At 73.0% G+C, this 21,676-nt stretch carries 23 protein-coding genes; 9 read left to right on the top strand and 14 right to left on the bottom strand.

What is annotated here, in order from left to right; translation table 11 throughout:
- Positions 1–100: 100 nt before the first annotated feature.
- Positions 101–232 carry a hypothetical protein gene (locus tag ACGF0D_RS30760; RefSeq protein WP_392877461.1) on the bottom strand — a complete coding sequence of 44 codons (132 nt, stop codon included), beginning with the start codon at positions 230–232 and terminating at the stop codon, positions 101–103.
- Here ACGF0D_RS30760 and ACGF0D_RS30755 point away from each other — a divergent pair.
- The 4 genes from ACGF0D_RS30755 to ACGF0D_RS30740 all read left to right on the top strand — a co-directional run bounded on the left by ACGF0D_RS30755 (position 231) and on the right by ACGF0D_RS30740 (position 3,996).
- A complete protein-coding gene (locus ACGF0D_RS30755; RefSeq protein ID WP_392921727.1) occupies positions 231–1,358 on the top strand; it encodes an NADH:flavin oxidoreductase in 1,128 nt (375 codons plus the stop codon). The two genes, ACGF0D_RS30760 and ACGF0D_RS30755, sit on opposite strands and share 2 nt — an antisense overlap.
- Positions 1,359–1,479: 121 nt before the next feature.
- Positions 1,480–1,707, top strand: a complete 228-nt coding sequence (locus ACGF0D_RS30750) for a hypothetical protein (protein WP_392921724.1) — start codon at positions 1,480–1,482, stop codon at positions 1,705–1,707.
- 156 nt (positions 1,708–1,863) lie between these two features.
- Entirely contained in the window at positions 1,864–3,171 is a 1,308-nt protein-coding gene (locus ACGF0D_RS30745; RefSeq protein ID WP_392921721.1) for an aldehyde dehydrogenase family protein, read from the top strand.
- Positions 3,172–3,234: 63 nt separating this feature from the next.
- Complete coding sequence (locus ACGF0D_RS30740; protein WP_392921718.1) at positions 3,235–3,996, top strand: maleylpyruvate isomerase family mycothiol-dependent enzyme; 762 nt, start codon at positions 3,235–3,237, stop codon at positions 3,994–3,996.
- A gap of 40 nt (positions 3,997–4,036) precedes the next feature.
- Here the strand turns inward: ACGF0D_RS30740 and ACGF0D_RS30735 are convergent, their stop codons facing one another.
- The 8 genes from ACGF0D_RS30735 to ACGF0D_RS30700 form a co-directional block, all read right to left on the bottom strand.
- Positions 4,037–5,314, bottom strand: a complete 1,278-nt coding sequence (locus tag ACGF0D_RS30735; protein ID WP_392921715.1) for a hypothetical protein — start codon at positions 5,312–5,314, stop codon at positions 4,037–4,039.
- A 133-nt stretch (positions 5,315–5,447) separates the two neighbouring features.
- On the bottom strand, positions 5,448–7,124 hold the full coding sequence (locus ACGF0D_RS30730; protein ID WP_392921712.1) for an ABC transporter ATP-binding protein: 1,677 nt from the start codon (positions 7,122–7,124) through the stop codon (positions 5,448–5,450).
- The gene (locus ACGF0D_RS30725; protein ID WP_392921709.1) at positions 7,121–8,110 is read right to left on the bottom strand and encodes an ABC transporter permease; all 990 of its coding nucleotides are present in this window, start codon (positions 8,108–8,110) and stop codon (positions 7,121–7,123) included. The genes ACGF0D_RS30730 and ACGF0D_RS30725 overlap by 4 nt, the downstream gene beginning before the upstream one ends.
- Positions 8,107–9,168: an ABC transporter permease gene (locus tag ACGF0D_RS30720; protein WP_392921707.1), complete on the bottom strand. Its 1,062-nt coding sequence runs from the start codon at positions 9,166–9,168 to the stop codon at positions 8,107–8,109. The genes ACGF0D_RS30725 and ACGF0D_RS30720 overlap by 4 nt, the downstream gene beginning before the upstream one ends.
- A gap of 31 nt (positions 9,169–9,199) precedes the next feature.
- Positions 9,200–10,918 (bottom strand): ABC transporter substrate-binding protein, encoded by a 1,719-nt coding sequence (locus ACGF0D_RS30715; protein WP_392921705.1) that lies wholly within the window; start codon positions 10,916–10,918, stop codon positions 9,200–9,202.
- A 147-nt stretch (positions 10,919–11,065) separates the two neighbouring features.
- Positions 11,066–11,158 carry an Ms4533A family Cys-rich leader peptide gene (locus tag ACGF0D_RS30710; protein WP_317620150.1) on the bottom strand — a complete coding sequence of 31 codons (93 nt, stop codon included), beginning with the start codon at positions 11,156–11,158 and terminating at the stop codon, positions 11,066–11,068.
- A 147-nt stretch (positions 11,159–11,305) separates the two neighbouring features.
- The gene (locus ACGF0D_RS30705) at positions 11,306–11,569 is read right to left on the bottom strand and encodes a hypothetical protein (protein WP_392877481.1); all 264 of its coding nucleotides are present in this window, start codon (positions 11,567–11,569) and stop codon (positions 11,306–11,308) included.
- Positions 11,566–12,738, bottom strand: a complete 1,173-nt coding sequence (locus ACGF0D_RS30700) for an anion permease (RefSeq protein WP_392877483.1) — start codon at positions 12,736–12,738, stop codon at positions 11,566–11,568. The genes ACGF0D_RS30705 and ACGF0D_RS30700 overlap by 4 nt, the downstream gene beginning before the upstream one ends.
- Before the next feature lie 217 nt (positions 12,739–12,955).
- On the opposite strand from ACGF0D_RS30700, the gene ACGF0D_RS30695 reads away from it, so the two are divergent.
- Complete coding sequence (locus ACGF0D_RS30695; protein ID WP_392877485.1) at positions 12,956–13,687, top strand: hypothetical protein; 732 nt, start codon at positions 12,956–12,958, stop codon at positions 13,685–13,687.
- 475 nt (positions 13,688–14,162) lie between these two features.
- Here the strand turns inward: ACGF0D_RS30695 and ACGF0D_RS30690 are convergent, their stop codons facing one another.
- Positions 14,163–14,381, bottom strand: coding sequence for a hypothetical protein (locus ACGF0D_RS30690; protein WP_392877486.1), 219 nt, complete (start codon positions 14,379–14,381; stop codon positions 14,163–14,165).
- A gap of 117 nt (positions 14,382–14,498) precedes the next feature.
- Between ACGF0D_RS30690 and ACGF0D_RS30685 the strand changes: the two genes are divergently transcribed.
- From ACGF0D_RS30685 to ACGF0D_RS30675, 3 genes are all read left to right on the top strand, one after another.
- A complete protein-coding gene (locus ACGF0D_RS30685; RefSeq protein WP_392877488.1) occupies positions 14,499–15,590 on the top strand; it encodes a DUF5937 family protein in 1,092 nt (363 codons plus the stop codon).
- A gap of 163 nt (positions 15,591–15,753) precedes the next feature.
- Positions 15,754–16,302: a pyridoxamine 5'-phosphate oxidase family protein gene (locus tag ACGF0D_RS30680; RefSeq protein WP_392877490.1), complete on the top strand. Its 549-nt coding sequence runs from the start codon at positions 15,754–15,756 to the stop codon at positions 16,300–16,302.
- A gap of 90 nt (positions 16,303–16,392) precedes the next feature.
- Positions 16,393–17,349: a helix-turn-helix transcriptional regulator gene (locus ACGF0D_RS30675; protein ID WP_392921703.1), complete on the top strand. Its 957-nt coding sequence runs from the start codon at positions 16,393–16,395 to the stop codon at positions 17,347–17,349.
- Between the two features lie 16 nt (positions 17,350–17,365).
- Here the strand turns inward: ACGF0D_RS30675 and ACGF0D_RS30670 are convergent, their stop codons facing one another.
- Entirely contained in the window at positions 17,366–18,001 is a 636-nt protein-coding gene (locus ACGF0D_RS30670) for a hypothetical protein (RefSeq protein ID WP_392877494.1), read from the bottom strand.
- A 398-nt stretch (positions 18,002–18,399) separates the two neighbouring features.
- Here ACGF0D_RS30670 and ACGF0D_RS30665 point away from each other — a divergent pair, with 398 nt between their 5' ends.
- Positions 18,400–19,086 (top strand): prolyl oligopeptidase family serine peptidase, encoded by a 687-nt coding sequence (locus ACGF0D_RS30665; protein ID WP_392877495.1) that lies wholly within the window; start codon positions 18,400–18,402, stop codon positions 19,084–19,086.
- A gap of 30 nt (positions 19,087–19,116) precedes the next feature.
- Here the strand turns inward: ACGF0D_RS30665 and hypE are convergent, their stop codons facing one another.
- The 3 genes from hypE to ACGF0D_RS30650 are packed head-to-tail and all read right to left on the bottom strand — an operon-like array spanning position 19,117 to position 21,675.
- Positions 19,117–20,202, bottom strand: a complete 1,086-nt coding sequence (gene hypE, locus ACGF0D_RS30660; RefSeq protein ID WP_392921741.1) for a hydrogenase expression/formation protein HypE — start codon at positions 20,200–20,202, stop codon at positions 19,117–19,119.
- 31 nt (positions 20,203–20,233) lie between these two features.
- On the bottom strand, positions 20,234–21,385 hold the full coding sequence (gene hypD, locus ACGF0D_RS30655) for a hydrogenase formation protein HypD (protein ID WP_392877497.1): 1,152 nt from the start codon (positions 21,383–21,385) through the stop codon (positions 20,234–20,236).
- Complete coding sequence (locus tag ACGF0D_RS30650; RefSeq protein ID WP_392877499.1) at positions 21,382–21,675, bottom strand: HypC/HybG/HupF family hydrogenase formation chaperone; 294 nt, start codon at positions 21,673–21,675, stop codon at positions 21,382–21,384. Before ACGF0D_RS30650 ends, hypD begins: the two co-directional genes overlap by 4 nt.
- Position 21,676 lies beyond the last annotated feature (1 nt).

Here is a 21,676-nt window from a genome sequence, read left to right as displayed (position 1 = left end):
CCCCCATCGACCGCAAGCTATTGTCCGTACATTTGCCTCCGAGGCAGGACGGACGGCGGCGGCCGGCACAGCAGCACGCAGTGGCGCACAGTGGCGCGGATCACAGCGAGCCGAGCGCGCGCGAAGAAATGCCGAGGCCACCGAGGTGGTTGGTACGGGCAACCGTTTCCACCCCGGCGTGCGCCATCGACATCGCCGCCCACACCGTCACCGCGACCGCGAGGAATCCCATGACCGTCACCGAGACCGCCGCCGACCGTGCGGCCGGGATCCTGTCCCGACCCGTCACGATCAACGGGCTGACCGTGCCCAACCGCATCGCGATGGCGCCGATGACACGCCAGTTCTCCCCGGGCGGCGTGCCCGGCGAGGACGTGCGCTCGTACTACGCCCGCCGCGCCGCCGCCGGCGTCGGCCTGATCGTCACCGAGGGCACGTACGTCGGCCACGAGTCCGCCGGCCAGAGCGACGACATCCCGCGCTTCCACGGCGAGGAGCAGCTGGCCGGGTGGGCCCGCGTCGCCGAGGACGTCCACGCGGCGGGCGGCACCATCGTGCCGCAGCTCTGGCACATCGGCATGGTCCGCAAGCAGGGCGACCCGCCGTTCGCCGACGCCCCCGCCGTCGGCCCGTCCGGCATCCGGCTGAACGGCACCGAGGGCACGGGGCGGGCGATGACCCGGGCCGACCTGGACGCCGTCATCGGCGCGTTCGCCGAGGCCGCCGCGGCCGCCGAGCGGATCGGCTTCGACGGCGTCGAACTGCACGGCGCCCACGGCTACCTGCTCGACCAGTTCCTGTGGGCGGGCACCAACCGCCGCACCGACGCCTACGGCGGCGACCCGGTCGCCCGCACGAAGTTCACCGCCGAACTCGTCACCGCGGTGCGCGAGGCCGTCTCCCCGGAGTTCCCGGTGATCTTCCGCTACTCCCAGTGGAAGTCGGACAACTACGACGCCCGCCTCGCCGAGAGCCCCGAGGAGCTGGAGGCGATCCTCACCCCGCTCGCCGAGGCCGGCGTCGACGCCTTCCACGCCTCGACCCGCCGCTACTGGATCCCCGAGTTCGACGGCTCCGACCTCAACCTGGCCGGCTGGACCAGGAAGCTCACCGGCCGCCCCGCCATCACCGTCGGCTCGGTCGGCCTCGACGGCGACTTCGTCCGCGCGTTCGCGGGCGAGGGCGCACCGGTCCGGGGCATCGACAACCTGCTCGACCGGCTGGAGCGCGACGAGTTCGACATGGTCGCCGTCGGCCGCGCCCTCCTCCAGGACCCGCAGTGGGCCGCCAAGGTCCTCTCCGGCCGCTTCGCCGACCTGCACCCCTACGACGCCGCCTCGCTCCGCACCCTGAGCTGACCACCACCCCGAGGGCTCGACCCCACCGCGGACGCAACACGTCGGCGGGGTCGGGCACTTACGGCCCGGCACTGACTGCCCGCCACTTACGGCCCGGCCGGACGGCACCTATCCTTTCCCCGTGCCGGTCGACCAGTACGTCTACTTCGCGCTCTCCAGCCTCCACACCTCCGCAGCGGACATGGCCGCCGTCCTCGGGCTCGAACCCGACGAGATCATGGTCCGCGGCAGCGGCTCCCACGCCTGCCCCGGCCCGGGCGACCCACGCCTCCTCCCGCAGTTGCTCGCGCGCGACACGGCCTGCTGCCGCTGCCCGGCCACCCACAGGCTCACCGCCTACCGCCCCTGACGTCCGGCCGGCCGGCCGGTCACCCGGCCGGTCAACCCACCCGACGGAGGATGCTTGACAATCTCAACCTTTCATCCCTAGGGTCACCATTACTTCAGGTAGTGAAAATTTCTGCCAGCAAGCACCGTCTCCCCACCTCAAGACCGCGAGACCCTCATGACCGACGCCATCCCTTCCGTGGTCGCCCGCCTGCGGGCCGAATTCTCCACCGGCCGCACCAGGCCGCTCGCCTGGCGCCTGGACAAGCTGGCCGCCCTGCGCGCCCTGCTCACCGAGCAGGCCGAGGTGTTCCAGCAGGCCCTGCACGCCGACCTCGGCAAGAGCGCCACCGAGGCGTACCGGACCGAGATCGGCTTCACCCTCAACGAACTCGACCACACCGTACGAAACCTGGCGGAGTGGCTGGAGCCGAGGCCGGCCGCCGTACCGGAGTTCTTCCGCCCCGCCGAAGCCCGGGTCGTCCGCGACCCGCTGGGCGTGGTGCTGATCATCGCGCCCTGGAACTACCCGCTCCAGCTCGCCCTGGCCCCGCTGGTCGGCGCCCTGGCGGCCGGGAACACCGCCCTCGTCAAGCCCAGCGAACTCGCCCCCGCGACCTCCGCGGCCATCGCCGAACTGCTGCCGCGCTACCTCGGCGAGGAGGCGGTCGCGGTCGTCGAGGGCGCCGTCCCGGAGACCACCGCGCTGCTGGAGCAGCGCTTCGACCACATCTTCTACACCGGCAACGGCACCGTCGGACGGATCGTCATGGCCGCCGCCGCCCGGCACCTCACCCCGGTCACCCTGGAACTCGGCGGCAAGAGCCCGGTCGTGGTCGACCCCGGCGCCGACCTCGCCGTCACCGCCCGGCGGATCGCCCGCGGCAAGTTCCTCAACGCCGGACAGACCTGCGTCGCCCCCGACTACGTCCTCGCCGTCGGCGACACCGCGGCCGCCCTGGAACGCGAACTGGCCGACGCGGTGCGGGAGCTGTACGGCGAGGACCCGGCCGCGAGCACGGAGTACGGACGGATCGTCAACGAGCGCCACTTCGACCGGCTCACCGCGCTGCTCGGCGACGGGCGGACCGTCGTCGGCGGCGAGCACGACCGCGCCACCCGCTACCTGGCCCCGACCGTCCTCGCCGACGTGCCCGCGACCGCCCCGGTGATGCGGACCGAGATCTTCGGCCCGGTCCTGCCCGTCCTGCCGGTGCCCGACCTCGACGCGGCGATCGCGTTCATCAACGAGCGCGACAAGCCGCTCGCCCTCTACGCCTTCACCGAGTCCGCGGACACCAAGCGGCGACTGGCCGAGGAGACCTCCTCCGGCGCGCTCAGCTTCGGTCTGCCGGTCTCGCACCTGGCGATGCCCGAGCTGCCGTTCGGCGGCGTCGGCGAGAGCGGCATGGGCCGCTACCACGGCGAGTACTCGATCGACACGTTCAGCCACACCAAGGCCGTCGTCGACAAGCCCCTCGCCTGACCCGCGCCGCCCGGCCGAGACCGCACCAACCCCTGCCAACCCCTGCCCCCGGAGCTTCCACCCATGACCCCGAACGAGCACGTCACCGCCGTGGCCGCCGAGACCGACCGGTTCGCCACCGCCGTCCGGTCCGCCGACCCGACCACGCCCGTCCCCAGCTGTCCCGGCTGGAGCCTCACCGACCTCCTCCGCCACGCCGGCAGCGTCCAACGCTGGTTCACCGTCCTGCTGCGGCAGCGCATCCAGGCACCGCCCACCAGCCGGGACGTCGACCTGAAGCTCCCCGAGCGGGCGGAGGACTACCCGGCGTGGCTCACCGAGGCCGGCGCGGAGGCCGGGGCGACGTTCACCGAGACCGACCTCGACGCCCCGATGTGGGCCTGGGGCGCCGACCAGCACGCCCGGTTCTGGGTGCGCCGGATGCTCTTCGAGACGCTCGTCCACCGCGCCGACGCCGAACTCGCGCTGGGGCTGAAGCCCGAGATCGACCCGGGCCTCGCCGCGGACGGCGTCGACGAGTTCCTCACCAACCTGCCGTACGCCGCCACCTTCGCCCCGCGCACGGCCGAACTCCGCGGCGACAACCGCACGGTCCGCTTCACCCGCACCGACGGGGACGGCGACTGGCTGGTGCGCCTGCGCCCCGACGGCTTCGGCCTGGACGCCGCCGACCCGACCGACCCGACCGCCGACGCCACCGTCTCGGCCACCGCCGCCGACCTGCTGCTCCTCCTCTACGGCCGGATCGACCGCTCGGCGCCCGGGGTCGCCGTCGCCGGAGACGAGGAACTGCTGGACCTCTGGTTCACCAACTCGGCGTTCTAGCAAGGCTCCTGAGCACGCCGAACGAGAGGCCCGGGCGCGGTCACGACGCCGAGAACCCGAACCTGGACGCGACCGGGTCGAGCGGCGTGTAGTAGCCGGTCGAGAAGCAGGTCGTCGGGATCGACGTCGCGCCGCAGGGAACCTTCGTGTCGGTGTTCCCGGCGGTGATGACGCCGACCGGCGCCATGGCGTCGCCCTGCGGGTTGGCCACCGCCGGCCCCCCGCTGTCGCCCTGGGCGACGGCGACGCCGCCACTGCGGGACCTCACCTCGGTCGCGTCGGTACGGCCGGACGACGAGTGGACGCCCACGCGCGTGACCTCCAGCTCGCAGTGGAACCCGGACATGGCGCCGCTGAAGCAGGCGGACTGGCCCGGGTCCAGGCGCGCCGGGCCGTACAGCGGACGGGAGTCGCCGCTGTTCCAGGAGCCGCTGTAGAAGCGGGCCGCGGTCTCCTGACCGGTCGTGACGACGGCGACGTCGAGGCCGTCGTCGTGGGCGGTGACCTCCCCGACGACGCGCTGCCCGTTGTAGACGTTCCCGCTGGTCTGGCAGTGGGCGGCGGTGAGCAGCACCCGCCGGTTGCCGACCCAGCCGGGGATTCCGGTGGAGCAGCGGGAGTTGTCGCTCAGGGTGAGATCGGCTCCGGCGTACCAGGGCGGGGCGTCGCCGGTGCGGCCGCCCCGGGTGGAGGTCTCCGGGGAGCCGGTCCCGGCGTGGACGGGGATGCCGGCGAGCTGCTCGGCCCGGGTCTCGTAGTCGCGGGCCGGGGCGTTCGCCGGCGCGAGGCGCCTGGTGGTCTTCGGCTGGTACGTCAGCAGGAGGCCGCTGCCGTCGTTGGCGGGTGAGATCGAGGACCACTCCGAGGTGTCGTTGCCGACGGCGGTGACGAACCGTTCGACGGCCCGGTCCATCTCGGAGCGGGAGTAGGCGGCCTGGTGGTAGCGGACGTCGTAGTCGGGGCTCACCGGGCCGGCGGGGTCGTGCCGCATCTGCTCGCGGGTGCGGGCGCGCCAGGAGTCGACGGCCTCGGTGATCCCGGCGGGGACGGGGCCCTTCCAGTAGAGGTCGAGGCGGTGCTCGTCGCCGTGGTACACGATCGAGGTGAAGTCGCCGCCGTCGACGCGGCCGGTGTCGACGAGTCGGTGGATCTCGTCGGCGATGGGCCGCAGGTGGTTCTCGTGGTACTCGTCGGCCAGCAGGATGGCCGGTGCCATGCGGGTCTCGGCGGTGTCGCTCCGGGAGTTCCTCGCGACGGCCACGGAGGCCGCACCCAGGATCAGGACCACTGCCGCGTACAGGAGTTTCGATCCGCGCATGGGATCACCTTAGGGTGACCGATCGCCCACACAGGGCCATCGGCCGCGCCGCACCGTCACCACCGGTTTCCCACCGGCGGTCGCGCGCCCCCCGGGCCGGCCCGCACCCCGAGGAGTGCGAGCCGGTGCCCGGTCAGGCTCCGGCGGCCGCCAGCCGGGCGGTGCGCCGGGCGGTGGCCTCGGCCGGGTCCAGCACCGGTACGGCGGCCAACAGCCCCTTGGTGTAGGCGTGTTGGGGCGAGTCGTACACCGTGTCGGCGTCGCCCTGCTCCACGATCCGCCCGGCCCGCATCACCGCGACCCGGTCGCTGACCTGCCGGACCACGGCGAGGTCGTGGGCGATGAAGACCAGCGCGAGGCCGAGGTCGCGCTGCAACTCGCCCAGCAGCTCGACCACCTGGGCCTGCGTGGTGACGTCCAGCGCGGAGACCGGTTCGTCGCAGACGATCAGCCGCGGCCGGGGTGCGAGCGCCCGGGCGATGCCGACCCGCTGCCGCTGTCCGCCGGAGAACTCGTGCGGATAGCGGTGGTACCAGTCGGGGTCGAGCCCCACGCGTTCGAGGAGTTCGCCGACCCGGGCGCGGATGCGGCGCTCGTCGCGCTCTCCGGCGATGCGCAGCGGGTCGGCGACGGACTCCCCGATGCTGCGGCGCGGGTTGAGCGAGGAGACCGGGTCCTGGAAGACCATCTGCAGCTCGCGCCGCAGCGGGCGCAGTTCCTTCTCGCCGAGCGCGCCGATGTCGCGCCCCCGGTAGTGGAGTTGCCCGCCGGTCGGCTCCAGCAGCCGGACGAGCATCCGCCCGAGGGTGGTCTTCCCGGAGCCGGACTCGCCGACGATGCCCAGGGTCTCGCCGGCCCGTACGGTGAGCGAGACGCCGTCCACGGCGGTGACGGGGGCGGTGCGCCGGCTGAGGGTGCCGCGGGGGGCGAACTCCCGGCGCAGGTCGGTGGCTTCGAGCAGGACATCGCCCCCGGTCGGCTCGCTCGGACGGCCCGTCGTCTCCGGGGCGCCGGGCGCGTCGACCCGGGGCACCGCGGACAGCAGCGCCCGGGTGTACGGCTCGCGCGGGGCGCCCAGCACCTCGGTGACGGGGCCGTGTTCCACCGCCCGGCCGTCCTTCATGACCAGCACGCGGTCGACGCTCCCGGCGACCACGCCCAGGTCGTGGGTGACCAGAACCAGTCCGGCGCCGGTCTCCGCGCGCAACTCGTGCAGCAGGTCGAGGATCTGGGCCTGGACGGTGACGTCCAGCGCGGTCGTCGGCTCGTCGGCGACCAGCAGCCGGGGCTCGCAGGCCAGGGCCATCGCGATCAGCACCCGCTGGCGCATGCCGCCGCTGAACTCGTGCGGACGCGACCGCGAGCGCCGCGTCGCGTCGGGGATGCCGACGCGGTCGAGCACCTCGACGGCCCGGGCCCTGGCCGCCCGGCGGGTGACGGGCCGGTGGACCCGCACGACCTCGGCGATCTGGTCGCCCACCGCGTAGTACGGGTCGAGCGCGGAGAGCGGGTCCTGGAACACCATGGCGGCCAGTCCGCCGCGCAGCCGCCGGAGTTCCGCGTCCTCGGCGGTGACGGCGTCGACGCCCGCGACCCGGACGGAGCCGCCGATCCGGGCGCCGGTCCCGCGGTGCAGGCCGAGCAGTCCGTAGGCGACGGTGCTCTTGCCGGAGCCGGACTCGCCGACGATGCCGAGCGCCTGCCCGGCCTCCAGGGTGAAGCCCACGCCGTCGACGGCGCGGACGTGGCCGTCGCCGACCGGGAAGTCGACGACCAGGTCCCGGACGTCGACGAGGGGTTCGGTGCTCACGTCAGGACCACCCTTCGGTCGGTCACCGCGTACAGCACGTCCGCGACGACATTGGCGAGGACCACGCAGAACCCGGTGACGAGGGTGAGTCCGACGACGGTCGGCAGGTCGATCAGGCCGACGGAGGTGACCAGCAGCTTGCCGAGCCCCGGGAGGCCGAAGAGCGACTCGGTCAGCACCGCTCCCCCGAACATCGTCCCGAGGTCGATGGCGGTGAGCGCGATCACCGGGGTGAGCGCGCCGCGCAGCGCGTGCCTGGTCACCAGGCGCCGTTCGCTGACGCCGTACGCCCGGAAGGTCCGGATGTGGTCGTCGGCGAGGGTCTCCAGCAGGGAGGAGCGGGTCAGCCGGGCGTACTTGGCGGACTCGATCAGGGCGAGCGTGATCCAGGGCAGCAGCAGGCCCCAGAACCACTGCTCCGGGTCCTCGGTGAGCGGCGCGTAGCTCGGGAACGGCAGCCACTGGAGCTGGGCGCACAGGACGATGAGCAGCACCAGGCCGAGGACGAAGACCGGGACGGAGTTGCCGGCCAGGGTCAGCGCGGTCAGCAGGCGCTCGCTGAGCCGGCCGCGGCGCAGCGCGGAGAGCAGTCCGGTGCCGACGCCGAGGAGCAGCCAGAGCACCATCGCGCCGAGTGCCAGCGAGGCCGTCACCGGGAGCCGGGCGGTGATCATGTCGGTGACCTGCTCGCCGCTGCGATAGGAGACGCCGAGGCAGGGGGCCGGGCAGTGCAGCAGTCCGGTGCCGGCGCTGAAGTCGCGGCCGGCGACGATGCCCTGGAGGAAGTGGGCGTACTGGAGGTACACGGGGGCGTCCAGGCCGAGGCGTTCGCGCACCTGGGCGACCTGGGCGGGGCTGCACTTCTCGCCGCAGGCCAGCTGGGCCGGGTCGCCGGGGGCGATGTAGAACACCGCGTAGACGATCACGGAGAGGGCGAGCAGCACGCCGAGCATGCCGAGGGCCTTGCGGAGCAGGAAGCGGGTCATGCGGTGGCCTCCTCGGTGGCGTTCGACGGGCCGGGGCGGCCCGCGTTCGACGAACCGGCGCCGGAGGGCCCCGTGCCCGCCGAGGCCGCGCCGCCGCTCGACGCCCCGACCCGCAGCCGGGAGGCCGCCCGGGGGTCGAGTTCGGTGCGGACGGCGTCGCCGAGCACGGTGAAGGAGAGCACGGTGACGAACAGCAGCGCGGACGGGAGCAGCACGTACGTCGGGTCCGCGCGGAACCAGGTGGTGGCGCCGGAGAGCATCTGGCCCCAGGACGAGGTCGGCGGCTTGACGCCCACCCCGAGGAAGGACAGCCCGGACTCGGCGATCACGTTGCCCGGCAGCAGCACCGCCGCGTAGGTGACGACCGGCGCGGCGAGCGAGGGCAACAGTTCCCGGCGGGCGATCCGCCACCGGGTGGCGCCGGCCAGCCGGGCCGCGGCCACGTAGTCGAGCTGCCGGAGGGCGAGCGTCTGCGCCCGGACGATCCGCGAGGTGCCGGCCCAGCCCAGCAGCCCGATGACCAGGGTCAGCAGGAGCGGGCGGGGGAAGTCGGAGGGCACGACGGCCATCAGCGAGATGGCGAAGACCAGCGAGGGCAGCGCGAGCATCACCTCGGTGGTGTTGCCGATCAGCTGGTCGAGCACCCGGCTGCCGAGGCCCGCGGCGAGGCCGACCAGGACGCCGATGGCGACCTGGACGACGGTGGCGCCGAGGGCGACGAGCAGCGAGATCCGGGCGCCGTGGACGAGCCGGGCGAAGACGTCGCGCCCGGTGCCCGGTTCGACGCCCAGCCAGTGGTCGGCGCTGATGCCGCCGAAGGAGCCGGTGGGCACGCCGCCGGCCGCCGAGTCGAGCAGGTCGTTGTGGAAGCTGGTGGGGTCCTGCCCTTCGAGCGCGCTGAGCAGCGGTGCCGCCGCCGCGATCAGGACGAGCAGGACGATGACGAGGCCGGCGGCGAGGGCGGTGCGCCGCGCGAGCAGCCGCCGCCACACCTGCCGTCCCCCGGGGGCCGGGGAGACCGCGAGGGCCTCCCCGACGCTGGGTTCCTGTGGAGCCATGATGGTCCGTTCGATCCGTCCGTTCCGGCCGCTACTTGACCGCGACCTGGGAGATGTCCAGCACACCGGTCCAGTCGCTGATCACGATGTTGCGGACGTCCTTGCCGGACAGCCGCTTGTACACGGGGTGGTACAGCGGGACGGTCAGGGCCTGGTCGCCGATGCGCTTGTCCAGGGCGCCCCAGCGCTTGGCGGCCTCGGCGTGGTCGGTGATCTTGTTGATCTGGTCGATCTCGTCGTTCACCGAGGGGTCGTTCAGCTGCGCGGTGTTGAAGTTGGAGCCGTCGGTGACGATCTGCCGGCCGTCGAAGATCGGCGCCAGGAACGGGCCGCCGGACGGCCAGTCGGCGCCCCAGCCGGTGAGGAAGAGGCCGGGCTCGGTGCCGACGCCGTGGATCGTCTTGGAGTACCTGGTGGAGTCCAGGGGCTCCAGCTGGACGGTGATCCCGGCCGCCTTCAGCCCGTCCTGGACGGCGGTGGCCACGTCCGGGCCGTAGGCCTTGCCGGCTGCAGTGGAGTGGGTGAGCGTGATGGTCAGGCCGTCCGGGTAACCGGCCTCCTTCAGCAGCTCCTTGGCCTTCTCCGGGTTGCCGGTGGCGCCGGCCGGGAACGGGTCGTACGGCGTGTACCCGAAGGTCTCCTGGTTGGGCAGGAAGGTGGTGGCGGGCTCGGCGAGCGAGGAGCCGCCGACGGAGTTGACCACCGAGGTGCGGTTGATCGCGTAGGCGACGGCCTGCCGGACCTTGGGGTCGTCGAAGGGCTTGACCTTGGGGTTGAACGCCAGGTAGTTGACGAAGCCGAAGTGGCCGGTGCCGACCCGCGCGGCGAGGGCCTTGTCGTCCTTGACCTGGGCGAGTTCGGAGGGGCCGAGGTTGGTGTCGGTGGTGACGGCTGCCGCGTCGGCCCCGGTGCTCGCGGTGAGCCGCTGGTTGATCACCGCCGGGTCGAGCCCGGACTGCACGTCGACGGTGTCGGGGTACGCCTTGCGCTGGTCGTCCGTCGCCGCCGACCAGTTGGGGTTGCGCTTGAGGACGAGGTGCGTGCCGTCGTTCTCGTTCTTGACGACCTGGTAGGGGCCGGAGGAGACGGGGTGGTCCTGGTACTTGGTCCCGGTGTCCTTGGCCTTCGGGACGGGCGCGAACTGCGTCTGGGTGGCGAGGTAGGGGAAGTCGCCCTCGGGCTTGTTGAGGCGGAAGACGATGGTCTTCTCGTCCGGCGTCTCGATGGCGTCCAGGGTGCGGCCGTCCTTGTACGGGCCCTGGTAGTCGGCGGCGCCGACCAGCCAGTCCCTCAGGAACGGTGCGCCACCGGAGAGTTCGGGCGCGAATGACCTCTCGATGCCGTACTTGATGTCGGCGGTGGTGATCGGCGAGCCGTCCTCGAACTTCAGGCCGTCCTTGAGGTGGTACGTCCACACCGTGGCGCCCTCCGAGGGGGTGCCGGTGTCGGTGGCGAGGTCGGGGACGACCTTGGTGCCGGCCGCGCCGTCGACCCGGTTGCGGGTGGTGAGGGTGCGGAAGACCAGGGAGGGGACGTTGCCGCCGCCGGAGGTGTAGAGCCGTGCGGGGTCGAACTGCTCCTGCGGGAGCTGGTTGAGGACGGTGAGGGTGCCGCCCTGCTGCGGTGCGGCGTCCTTGCCGGTGCCACCACCGCCGTCGGCCTTCGGTCCGCACGCCGCCAGCCCGACGACGAGCGCGGCGGTGACGGTCGCCAGGGCGAGGCGGCGAGGGGTGAAGGTGGTTCGAGACATCGGAAAGGGAGCCTTTCGCTACCGATGGTGTACGGAGGAAGGCGGGCGACAGTGAGGCCTCGGGAAGATTGAGCGGCACCGCGCCCGCGGGAAGGGGCGACGCCCCGAAGCGCGGCGATCACCGCGAAGGCTTCGGGACAGGCGGATTCAGCGACAGAGATTGTCGGAAACGCAGTGCGCGGCCACGCCGATCAGCGCCAGCTCAATGGCGGCGCACTCGATCGGGTGACGGTCAGACATGCCGAGAAGACTGTATGACTTTAAGCGGAATGTCAAAACTCCGGATTCGGTCCCCCCTCCGAGGAACGACCGTCAGGGATTTCCGGGCGGGGGTGCCGCGGCTCGTTTCCCTGCCGCCGGAACCATCGGCGGACCGGACCCGGACGCTCAGCTGTGGTTGACGATGATGGAGATGCCCCAGCCGATCGCGGCGAGGACCACCGCGAAGCACACGGCGGCGACGGTGACGCCGAACGCCCCGGCCCTGGCGCGTGACGCCCCAGCCGCACCCCCGACCCCGCCCCCGACCGGCCCGACCGGGGGGTAGAGGGCGCGCACACCGACGGCGAACACCGCGGGCAGGCCGGCACCGGCGAGGAAGCCGACCACGACGATCTTCCAGACCGCGTTCAGATCGATCCAGGGGTTCACGAGGCCACCTCGTCCGTGCGGGCCGGCTCCTCGACGACGGGCTCGGGGACGACCGAGCCCGTCCAGGCGGCATTGACGTTCTCCGGCGTGACGGCCGGGTGGCGGGACGCGGCGTAGAAGGCGACCGAGGCCGCCACCAACACGATGAAGACGACCACCACGCCGGCGGCGCCGCCGATCCCGTTGGCGGCCCAGTAGGCCAGCGCCCCGACCAGCCCCGCGGCCGGGAGGGTGAGCACCCAGGCCACCACCATGCGGCGGGCGATGTTCCACCGCACGACCGCGCCGCTCCTGCCGACCCCCGATCCGAGGATCGACCCGGTGGCGACGTGGGTGGTGGAGAGCGAGTAGCCGAAGTCGGCGGAGCAGAGGATGACGGCGGCCGAGGCCGACTCGCTGGCCATCCCCTGCGGCGGTTCGATCTCCACCAGCCCCTTACCCAGGGCCCTGATGACCCGCCAGCCGCCGATGTAGGTGCCCAGGGCGATGGCCGTGGCGCAGGAGGCGATCACCCAGTCCGGCGCCTTCGCCCCGGCGTTCAGCGTTCCGTTGGCGATCAGGGCCAGGGTGATGACGCCCATGGTCTTCTGCGCGTCGTTGGTGCCGTGGGCGAGCGAGACCATGCAGGCCGAACCGACCTGGCCGCCGCGGAAGCCGCGCGTCCGCGAGCCTTCGGCGACGCCGCGGGTCACGCGGTACACGAGGTAGGTGCCGAGCGCGGCGACCGACCCGGCGATGACCGGCGACAGCGCGGCCGGCACGATCACCTTGGAGACGAGGCCCTGCCACTTGACGGCGGACGCCCCGGCCGCCGCCATGGTCGCCCCGACCACGCCGCCGACCAGCGCGTGGGAGGAACTGGACGGGATCCCGACGTACCAGGTCGTCAGGTTCCACAGGATGCTGCCGGTCAGGCCCGCCACGACCACGGTCAGCGTCACGTCGGCGCTCTCCACCAGGCCGCTGGCGATCGTGGCGGCGACCGCGGTCGACAGGAACGCGCCCACCAGGTTCAGTACCGCCGAGATCCCGACCGCGACGCGCGGCGGGAGGGCTCCGGTGACGATCGAGGTCGCCATGGCGTTGCCGGTGTCGTGGAAGCCGTTGGTGAAGTCGAAACCCAGCGCGGTGACCACCACCAGCGCCAGAACTACGTCGTTGCCGGTCACGGGGACGAACCTAGCCCGCGCACCGCTACCGCCCCGCGCTCCCACCACCGGGGCGGACCGGGAACCGCGAGGCTCCATCCGATCGGCCCAGCACGCCGCGGAACCGGCGAGGAGCGCCCGTACGGTCCCGGCCGCCGGGGTCCGACCGGCACTCGGGCCGGCGCTCGGTCAGTAATTCGCTGTCGCTGATCAGTTCGATCCTGCTAGCGTCCCGGACGTGGCAAAGCTGAACCAGATCATCGCCGTCGAAAAGGGCGTCAAGTCCAAGTCCTTCCAGGAGCTGACCCAGGCCCACCAGGACCTGCAGAAGCCCGCGCTGCTGGCAGGGATCTCCCGCACCTACCAGCCCAAGGACGAGGAGGGCGAGCAGCTGCCGCCGGAGTCCACCCGCGTGCAGCTGAAGGCCGAGGACATCCTGCGCTCCACCGCGCAGACCCTCACCCGGCTCTTCGACGTGACGGCCACCAAGGACTGGGCCAACGTCGGTGCCTCCGCCGACGTGGTGGTGGACGGCCAGGTCCTCCTCGCGCGGGTGCCGGTGCCGTACCTGCTCTTCCTGGAGAAGCAGCTCACCGACCTGTTCACCTTCGTGAAGAAGCTCCCGGTGCTGGACGCCTCCGAGTCCTGGAACCTCGACCCGTCCACCGACTCCTGGAAGACCGAGCCGGTGCGCACCATCCGGACCAAGAAGGTGCCGCGCAACCACGTCAAGGCCGAGGCCACGGACAAGCACCCGGCCCAGGTCGAGGTCTACTACGAGGACGTCGCGGTCGGCTACTGGACCACGGTCAAGTTCTCCGGCGCGTTGCCGGCCCGCCGGGTGAACGAGCTGGCCGAGCGGGTGGAGAAGCTCCAGCAGGCGGTCAAGTTCGCCCGCGAGGAGGCCAACGCCGCCGAGGTCACCGACCAGCGGGTGGGTGACGCCGTCTTCGGCTACCTGTTCCGGTAGCCTCATGATCGCCCGTCCGGGGAGCCGGGCGGGTGCACCGAGCGCCGAGGCTCCTGTCCGGGAAACCGGGCGGGAGCGGCTGCGCGGTGCGAAAAGCTGACACTGATGTTGAAGCTGACCAGGGGTCACAGTGGAGGTTCGAGTCCTCCCCCCGGCACCACCGGCCGGGGTAGCCCAAGCAGGCAGAGGCAGACCCCGTGAATCTCAGACTCTCGCTCCAGTCTCAGCATTCGCCGCCGAACACCGGATCGACCGGGTGTGGACGACCATCGACGAATGCAGGTTCGAGTCCTGTCTGTGCCGCTCCGTGGCACGGTAGTTCAAAGGCAGAACGCGTCGATTTCAATCTGATCCGCGACCCTTCAACGTGCCGGTGTGCGCAATTGGGCGGCAACCAGGGGCCCGGGAGCAGGCTACGCTCCCGGGTCCTCTAGCGTTCCCGACGCGGTCCGACACGCCCCCCTCGGAGGAGCGGCTAGCACGCCCCGGCCCGCCGTCGGCGGCGCAGGGCCAGCCGGAGGGCCAGGCGGAGCCGGCCGGTGGTCGGGCGCCCGGCGAGGACGGCTTCGAAGCGGCGGTGGTCGCGGGCCGCGCGCAGCACCGCGACGTCGTGGGTACCGGGGGCGGGCGGAGCCGGCTCGTCGTGCTGGGCGGCCCGGTAGCTGTCGAAGAGGTGCTGGTGCAGTGCGTTCATGCGCCCACCGTGCACCCCGGCCGCCCCACAAGTCCCGTCGATTGACGACCCCCGTCAAATGACGGAACCGCTCCCCCCGCCCGCCCCGGCTGCAGGGGCGCCAGGCACCATGGACGGGTGAGCGTGACCATTGACATCACCGGACTGCCGCACGAGCGGATCATCTTCTGCCCCTCGCCCCTGGCCGAGCTGAGCAACGCGCTGCACGCGCTCGCCGAGCCCGCCCACCACGCCCGGCTGCACGCGTGGACGACGACGACCTCCGCCGCGCTCACACCGGAACTGGCCGACCGGCTATTCGAGGCCGACTTCATGTGGCGCTCGACCCGCTCCGACTTCCTGATGCCGCCCCAGCCCCGGGAGACCCTCGCCGAGGAGCTCGACGACCTCGACCGCATGGACGACGAGAAGTTCGTGGGCGCGGCCCTGGAGATCTCGTGCAGCACCAGCCACTACCCCAGGGGCCTGCCGTCGCCGCTGGTCGACGAGTGGTCGCGGCGCCGCGCACTCGACCTGGCGGCGGCCCGCGGCCCGCGCCAGGCGGCCTTCGTCGAACGGATGCTCGCCGATCCCACCGCCACCCGCGCCTGGATCCGGCGCCTCCTGGAGGACTGCGACCAGGCGTTCTTCGCCGACACCTGGCGCCGGGTCCGCGTCCAGCTCGCCGCCGACGCCCAGCACAAGACCGAGCTGCTGCGCCGCAAGGGCCTGGCGGAAGCGCTCACGGCTGCGTCACCCGCGATGAGCCTGGAGGAGGACGAGCACGGCAGCCGCATCGTCGTCGACAAACTGATCCACGGCCGCACCGACGCCCGGGGCACCGCCGTCACGCTGCTGCCGACCGTCTTCGGCTGGCCGCACCTCTTCACCCTCTACGGGGCGGGCTGGCAGCCGGTGATCCAGTACCCGGCCGCCGCCCACGAGGTCGGCGGCACCGAGTCCGTGGAGACGGTCAAGCTGCGCCTGGACGCGCTGACCCATCCCATGCGGATGAGCCTGTGCCGCAACCTCGCGCGCAGCGCGTACTCGACGAGCGAGCTGGCCGACGCGTACGGCATCACCGCGCCGGAGGTCTCCCGCCACCTCGCCGTCCTGAAGAAGGCCGGGCTGGTCATCACCCAGCGCCGGGGCCGCTACGTCCTCCACCAGCTCGACATCCCGGTCGTGACGCGGCTCGGCAGTGACTTCCTGGAGTCCGTGCTGCGGTAGGGAGGGCCGGGCGGCAGGCGGGGCGGTCGTTCCGGGAGAGGTCCGTCCGGAGAGATCCGTCCGGGAAACACGACAGAGGATGTCGGGTTTGGCCGGGACAGTGGGGTTCACCGGCCGACGTCGTGGTGGCGCCGGGCCGGACACCGCACAGACAAGGATCCTCATGCGCGAAACACCCGACGAGCTCCGCCGGCTCCAGGCCCTCCTCGACGCCTCGCTCTCCCGCTCCACGGCGCACCTGCGGTCGATCGTCACCAGCGAGAACACGCTCACCGCCGAGCAGCTCACGCGCGTGCTCACCGGCATGTGCACGCTGGCGCTGTCCACCGTGACGGCGAAGGGCGAGCCGCGGATCAGCGGCGCGGACGGGCACTTCCTGCACGGGAGGTGGCACTTCGGCACCGCGCGCACCGCCGCCAAGGCCCGGCACCTCGCCGCCCGGCCCGCCGTCAGCGCCGCGCACATGCGCGGGGAGGACCTGGGCGTGTTCACCCACGGCACCGTGGAGGTCCTCAACCCCCACGACGGCGAGCCGGCCGCCGACTGGCCGGACCTGCTCGCGTACTTCCGGGACTTCTACGGCGCCGACGCCTTCGACTGGGACAACGACGTGGTCTACTACCGGCTGCACCCGCAGTGGATGACCGCGTTCGCCTTCGACCTCGCCAAGGTCGACCCCCTCCCGGACGCCTCGCGGGACGCCCGGCACTGACGTCCGAGGCACCGCCGCGACCGGAGAGAATGGTGGCGACGTCACACCGGACCGGTGTACGTGACGACGACGGACGGAGGAGGGAGCGACATGCGGGCGAGCCGGGCCATCGCGCTGCTGCTGCTCCTGCAGTCCCGGCGGACGATGACCGCCGCGGAACTCGCCGCCGAACTGGAGGTCTCCGAGCGCACCGTCCAGCGGGACGTCGCCGCCCTGGCCGAGGCCGGCATCGCGGTGTACGCGGAACGCGGCCGCGGCGGGGGCTACCGGCTCGTCGACGGCTACCGCACCCGCCTCACCGGCCTCGACCGCGCCGAGGCCGAGGTCCTGCACCTGGCCGGACTCCCGGGCCCGCTGCGCGACATGGGCCTGGCCGGGCGGGCCCTCGCCGCACGCCTGAAGGTCGCCGCCGCCCTGGGCGACGCCCCCGCCGCCGCCACCCGGCGCTTCCACCTCGACGCACCGGCCTGGTTCCGCGACGCCGGGACCCCGCCGCTCCTCGCCGAGGTGTCGCGCGCCGTGTGGGAGGACCGCGTCCTCCACGCCCGCTACGCGGCGCGCGGCGGCACCCGGGAGCGCCGGCTGGACCCGTACGGCCTGGTCCTGAAGGCCGGGCAGTGGTACCTCGTGGCGCGCGGCCCGTCCGGCCGGTTCGGCTCGTACCGGGTCGACCGCTTCGAGACCGCCGAGGCCGGCGACGAGCGGTTCGAGCGCGACCCCGAGTTCGACCTCGCCGACCACTGGGCCGCGGCGGCACGGGAGTTCACCCGCGCCATGCTGCGCGAGCGGGCGGTGGTGCGCCTGAGCCCGCTCGCCGTCGAGAACCTCGCCGTCCTGCTGGAACCCACCGCCGCCTCCGACGCCCTCGCCACCGCGGGCCCCCCGGACGCCGACGGCTGGGTCACCGTGACCCTGCCGATCGAGTCCTGGGAGATCGGCTACTTCGAACTCCTCCGCCTCGGCCCGGAAGCCGAGGTCCTCCACCCACCCGAACTCCGCGCCCGCCTCACCGAAGCGACCCGCCGCGCCGCCGCCCTCTACACCTGACAGCGGGCCCGAAAGGTCACACGACGTGCCAGGCCGGGTCCTCGCGTGGTCCGGCGCCGAGGACGAGCAGCGCCTCCGCCGTGGCCGGCTCGCCCGGCTGCCGCGCGGACCTGCCGTAGGCACTCGCCGCGCGGCCGAGCGCGAGGAGCGCCTCCGCGCTCGCCGGCGCCGCCCGGCCACCGCGGAGGCGGTCGGCCGCCAGCCGGGCGAGCCGGGCGATCGTCTCGCAGGCGCGGATCGACATGGTGCGCAGGAACTCCGCCACGCGCCGGTCGCGGAGGAGCCGGCCCGCCGCCTCGCCGGCCCGCGCGACGAGCGTCTGCCAGATCCGGGAGACCGCGTCACGCACCGCACGGAGCTGTTGCCACTCGGGGACACCGCGCAGGGCGAGGTCGTCCCGGTCGGCCTCGCGGAGCGCGGCGTTCACGGCCACCGCCGCGCCCCGAGCGCCCGAGTGCCCCGTCGGGCCGGCCGCCACCGCTTCCGACGCGTCGGGGAGCCCGGCGACGTGCTGCCACCGGGCCTGGAGCGCCTCCACGTCGGCCTCCAGAACGGCCCGCAGGTCGTCGCAGGCGTCGAGCTCCTCGGGCGCGACCTCCTCCCAGGCCTCGGCCACCTCACACAGCTGCGCCCTGAGGTCCGGTAGGTCCATGCCTTCCGCCGCCGACCGGCCCGTCGGCCGATCGATGATCAACTCACCACCCCACAGGGGAAGTTCGTCCACGGCCGCCGCTCCGACAACGACGTCCTCCCAGTCCGGTGAATTCAGTGGGCTCATACTCCGACTTCCGTACGACGAAGGGTCACGGCCGCCTCCCTGCCGTCACGCAGGACGGAGCGTCCGACGCGGACAACTCTCCCGAGGCGCTGAACGCACCTGGTGTAACACCTCTGTTCACCCCTGTCGACCGCCGCAACCCCGCTGTCAACCACTGCCCGGCCAAACCGCCCGCGAGAGTGCGCTGAACGGCGATGCCTTCGGGCTGGCGGCGGGGTAGGGATGGCGGCGGGGCGGATCCGTCCCCTCGCCCGGCGCCCGTGAGGAAACCGATGTCCGCACCCTTCCAGCACCGCCGGTTCGCCGTCGACGACGACGGCAACGACCTGGGGTACCTGCTGTCGCTGCCGGACGGCTACCAGGACGGGCCCGAGCCGTGGCCCCTGCTGCTCTTCCTGCACGGCGCGCTGGAGCGCGGCGAGGACCTGACGCTCCTGACCGCGCACGGGCCGGTGCGGCAGATCGCCGAGGGGGCGCGGCTGCCGTTCGTGGTGGTGGCCCCGCAGTGCCCGTCGCACAGTTCCTGGGTGGCGGAGCTGAGCGCCCTGGCCGGCCTGGTGGCGGAGGTGGAACGGGAGGTCCGGGTCGATCCGGACCGGCGGTACGTGACCGGCCTCAGCATGGGCGGCACCGGTTCCTGGGCGCTCGCCGCCCGCTACCCGCACCGGTTCGCCGCCGCCGTACCGGTCTGCGGCTCCTGGCTGCGGGAGTCCGCACCGCGGCTCACGACCGTACCGGTGTGGACCTTCCACGGCGACGAGGACGAGGTCATCCCGGTCGCCCACACCGAACGGCTGGTCGACGCACTGCGGGAGCTGGGCGGCCCGGTGCGGTTCACCCGCTACCCGGGGGTCGGCCACGACTCCTGGACGCGGACGTACGACGATCCCGAGGTCTACGGCTGGCTGCTCGCCCAGTCCCGCGGCCGCGGCGCCGTCCCGGCGGAACGGCCCGTGTGACCGCCCTGACGGACGCGCCGCGCCGAACCGTCAGCAGATCCGCGGCAGCTGCTCACCCATCGGCAGGTCGACCACCCGGGTGCCGCCGAAACCGGTCCGGGCGACGACCATCCCCGGGTGCTCCTCGACGCACTCGCCGATCACCACCGCCTCCGCGCCGAGCGGGTGGGCGCGCATGGCGGCGAGCACGGCGTCCGCCGAACCGCGCGGGACGAAGGCGACGAGCCTGCCCTCGTTGGCGATGTACATCGGGTCCAGGCCCAGCACCGCGCAGGCGTTGGCCACCGGCTCCGGAACGGGGACGTCGCGTTCGCCGATCACGACGCCGACCCCGGCGGCGACCGCGATCTCGTTGAGCGCCGCCGCCAGCCCGCCCCGGGTGGGGTCGCGCAGCACGTGCAGGTCGGCGGTGGCCACGAGCATCGCCTCGACCAGGCCGCCGAGCGCCGCACTGTCGCTGCGCACCTCGACGCCGAACTCCAGCCCCTCCCGGACGCTCATGATCGCCACGCCGTGCAGCCCGATCGGCCCGCTGACGATCACCACGTCACCGGGCCGGGCGCGCTGCGGCCGGATGTCGACCCCGGCCGGAACGAGCCCGATCCCGGCGGTGTTCAGGTAGACGCCGTCCCCGTGCCCGGCCTCGACCACCTTGGTGTCCCCGGTGGCGACCTCCACCCCGGCGGTACGGGCGGCGGCGCCGAGCGCCCGGGCGACCCGGTCCACCACGGCCATCTCCACCCCCTCCTCCAGGATGAAGCCGCAGGACAGGTAGGCCGCCCTGGCCCCGCTCATGGCGAGGTCGTTGACCGTGCCGTTGACGGCGAGGTCGCCGATGCAGCCGCCGGGGAAGAACAGCGGCCGCACCACGTAGGAGTCGGTGGAGAAGGCGAGCCGGGCGCCGCCCAGCTCCAGCACGGCGGAGTCGCCGAGTCCGGCGAGCACCGGGCCGCCGAAGGCCGGCGCGAAGAGGTTCTGCACCAGCTCGGCGGACAGCACCCCGCCGCCGCCGTGGCCCATCACCACCCGGGGGTGGTCGCGCAGCGGCAGCGGGCAGCTCCAGCCGGAGAAGTCCGGCCGCTCGGTGGGAAGTTCACCGGGAAGCCCGACAGGCAGTTCGCCGAGCAGTTCGGTGCGCAGTTCGATGTCAGCCAACGCGACCCGCCTCCTGGGGCTGCTGGGCCTCCCGGCCCCGGACGGACGTGTCCGGCACGCCCAGCCGCCGGTACAGGTAGTACGCCGCGCACGCCCCCTCGCTGGACACCATCGTGGCGCCGAGCGGTGTGCGCGGGGTGCAGACGGTGCCGAAGGCCTCGCACTGGTGGGGCTTCAGCAGCCCCTGCAGCACCTCGCCGCTGCGGCACGCCGCGGGTTCGCGGGTGGTGATCCCCGCGACGTCGAAGCGGTGCTCGGCGTCGTGGTCCCGGTAGCGGGGCGAGAGCCGCCAGCCGCTGAGCGGGATCACCCCGATGCCCCGCCAGGAGCGGTCGGCCACCTCGAACACGTCCTCCAGCATGGCGCGAGCCGCCGGGTTGCCCTCGGGGCGGACGGCCCTGGGGTAGGCGTTGTCGACGGTGTGCTCCCCGCGTTCCAGCTGCCGTACGGTCCGCCGGATGCCCTCCAGGATGTCCAGCGGTTCGAAGCCGGTGACGACGATCGGCACCCGGTGGCGCTCGGCCAGCGCCGGGTACTCGGCGGTGCCCATCACGCTGCAGACGTGCCCGGCGGCGAGGAAGCCCTGGACCCGGCAGTCCGGCGAGTCCATGATCGCGTCGATCGCGGGTGGCACCCGGACGTGGGAGACCAGCATGCTGAAGTTGCGCAGCCCCTGCTTCCTGGCCAGGTGGACGGCCATGGCGTTCGGCGGGGCGGTGGTCTCGAAGCCGATGCCGAAGAAGACCACCTCCTTGTCCGGGTTCTCCCGGGCGATCCGCAGCGCGTCGAGCGGCGAGTACACCACCCGCACGTCGCCGCCCTCGCCGCGGACCCGGAACAGGTCCCGGTCGGTGCCGGGCACCCGCAGCATGTCCCCGAAGGAGCAGAAGACCACCCCGGGCCGGGCGGCGATCGCCAGCGCGCGGTCGATCACCTCCAGCGGGGTGACGCACACCGGGCAGCCCGGGCCATGGATCAACTCGACCTCGTCCGGCAGGAGTTGGTCGATGGCGTGGCGGATGATGCTGTGCGTCTGGCCGCCGCAGACCTCCATCAGCGCCCACGGCCTGGTGACCGTCGCCCTGATGTCGGCGAGCAGCCCGGCCGCCAGCTCGGGGTTGCGGAACTCCTCCAGGTACTTCACCGTCCGGCCTCCTCAGCCTCTCCCGCCGCGCTGGCGGCTTCCCACGGGTCGCCGAACTCCTCCTGCAACAGCCCGAGTTCCTCGAAGAGGGCGAGGGTGCGCCGGGCCGACTCCTCGTCCAGGCGCTGCAGCGCGAATCCCACGTGGACGATCGCGTACTCCCCCACCGCCAGGTCGGGCAGGTACTCCAGGCAGACGTCCTTGACCACGCCGCCGAAGTCCATCACCGCCATCCTGGTCCCGTCCCGCTCCCCGATCTCCGTCACCCTGCCGGGCACCGCCAGGCACATC

It is taken from the genome of Kitasatospora sp. NPDC048298 (assembly GCF_043201465.1).
Lineage (GTDB): Bacteria > Actinomycetota > Actinomycetes > Streptomycetales > Streptomycetaceae > Kitasatospora.
Note: the sequence above shows the minus strand (reverse complement) of the source record. Positions and strands in the feature narration are given on the sequence as shown.

Excerpts from the sequence above, each read along its gene's own strand:
- ACGF0D_RS30755 (WP_392921727.1), top strand. The coding sequence starts at position 231 with ATGACCGTCACCGAGACCGCCGCCGACCGTGCGGCCGGGATCCTGTCC.
- ACGF0D_RS30760 (WP_392877461.1), bottom strand. The coding sequence starts at position 232 with ATGGGATTCCTCGCGGTCGCGGTGACGGTGTGGGCGGCGATGTCGATG.
- ACGF0D_RS30745 (WP_392921721.1), top strand. The coding sequence starts at position 1,864 with ATGACCGACGCCATCCCTTCCGTGGTCGCCCGCCTGCGGGCCGAATTC.
- ACGF0D_RS30740 (WP_392921718.1), top strand. The coding sequence starts at position 3,235 with ATGACCCCGAACGAGCACGTCACCGCCGTGGCCGCCGAGACCGACCGG.
- ACGF0D_RS30735 (WP_392921715.1), bottom strand. The coding sequence starts at position 5,314 with ATGCGCGGATCGAAACTCCTGTACGCGGCAGTGGTCCTGATCCTGGGT.
- ACGF0D_RS30725 (WP_392921709.1), bottom strand. The coding sequence starts at position 8,110 with ATGACCCGCTTCCTGCTCCGCAAGGCCCTCGGCATGCTCGGCGTGCTG.
- ACGF0D_RS30720 (WP_392921707.1), bottom strand. The coding sequence starts at position 9,168 with ATGGCTCCACAGGAACCCAGCGTCGGGGAGGCCCTCGCGGTCTCCCCG.
- ACGF0D_RS30715 (WP_392921705.1), bottom strand. The coding sequence starts at position 10,918 with ATGTCTCGAACCACCTTCACCCCTCGCCGCCTCGCCCTGGCGACCGTC.
- ACGF0D_RS30710 (WP_317620150.1), bottom strand. The coding sequence starts at position 11,158 with ATGTCTGACCGTCACCCGATCGAGTGCGCCGCCATTGAGCTGGCGCTG.
- ACGF0D_RS30690 (WP_392877486.1), bottom strand. The coding sequence starts at position 14,381 with ATGAACGCACTGCACCAGCACCTCTTCGACAGCTACCGGGCCGCCCAG.
- ACGF0D_RS30680 (WP_392877490.1), top strand. The coding sequence starts at position 15,754 with ATGCGCGAAACACCCGACGAGCTCCGCCGGCTCCAGGCCCTCCTCGAC.
- ACGF0D_RS30675 (WP_392921703.1), top strand. The coding sequence starts at position 16,393 with ATGCGGGCGAGCCGGGCCATCGCGCTGCTGCTGCTCCTGCAGTCCCGG.
- ACGF0D_RS30670 (WP_392877494.1), bottom strand. The coding sequence starts at position 18,001 with ATGGACCTACCGGACCTCAGGGCGCAGCTGTGTGAGGTGGCCGAGGCC.
- ACGF0D_RS30665 (WP_392877495.1), top strand. The coding sequence starts at position 18,400 with ATGTCCGCACCCTTCCAGCACCGCCGGTTCGCCGTCGACGACGACGGC.
- ACGF0D_RS30650 (WP_392877499.1), bottom strand. The coding sequence starts at position 21,675 with ATGTGCCTGGCGGTGCCCGGCAGGGTGACGGAGATCGGGGAGCGGGAC.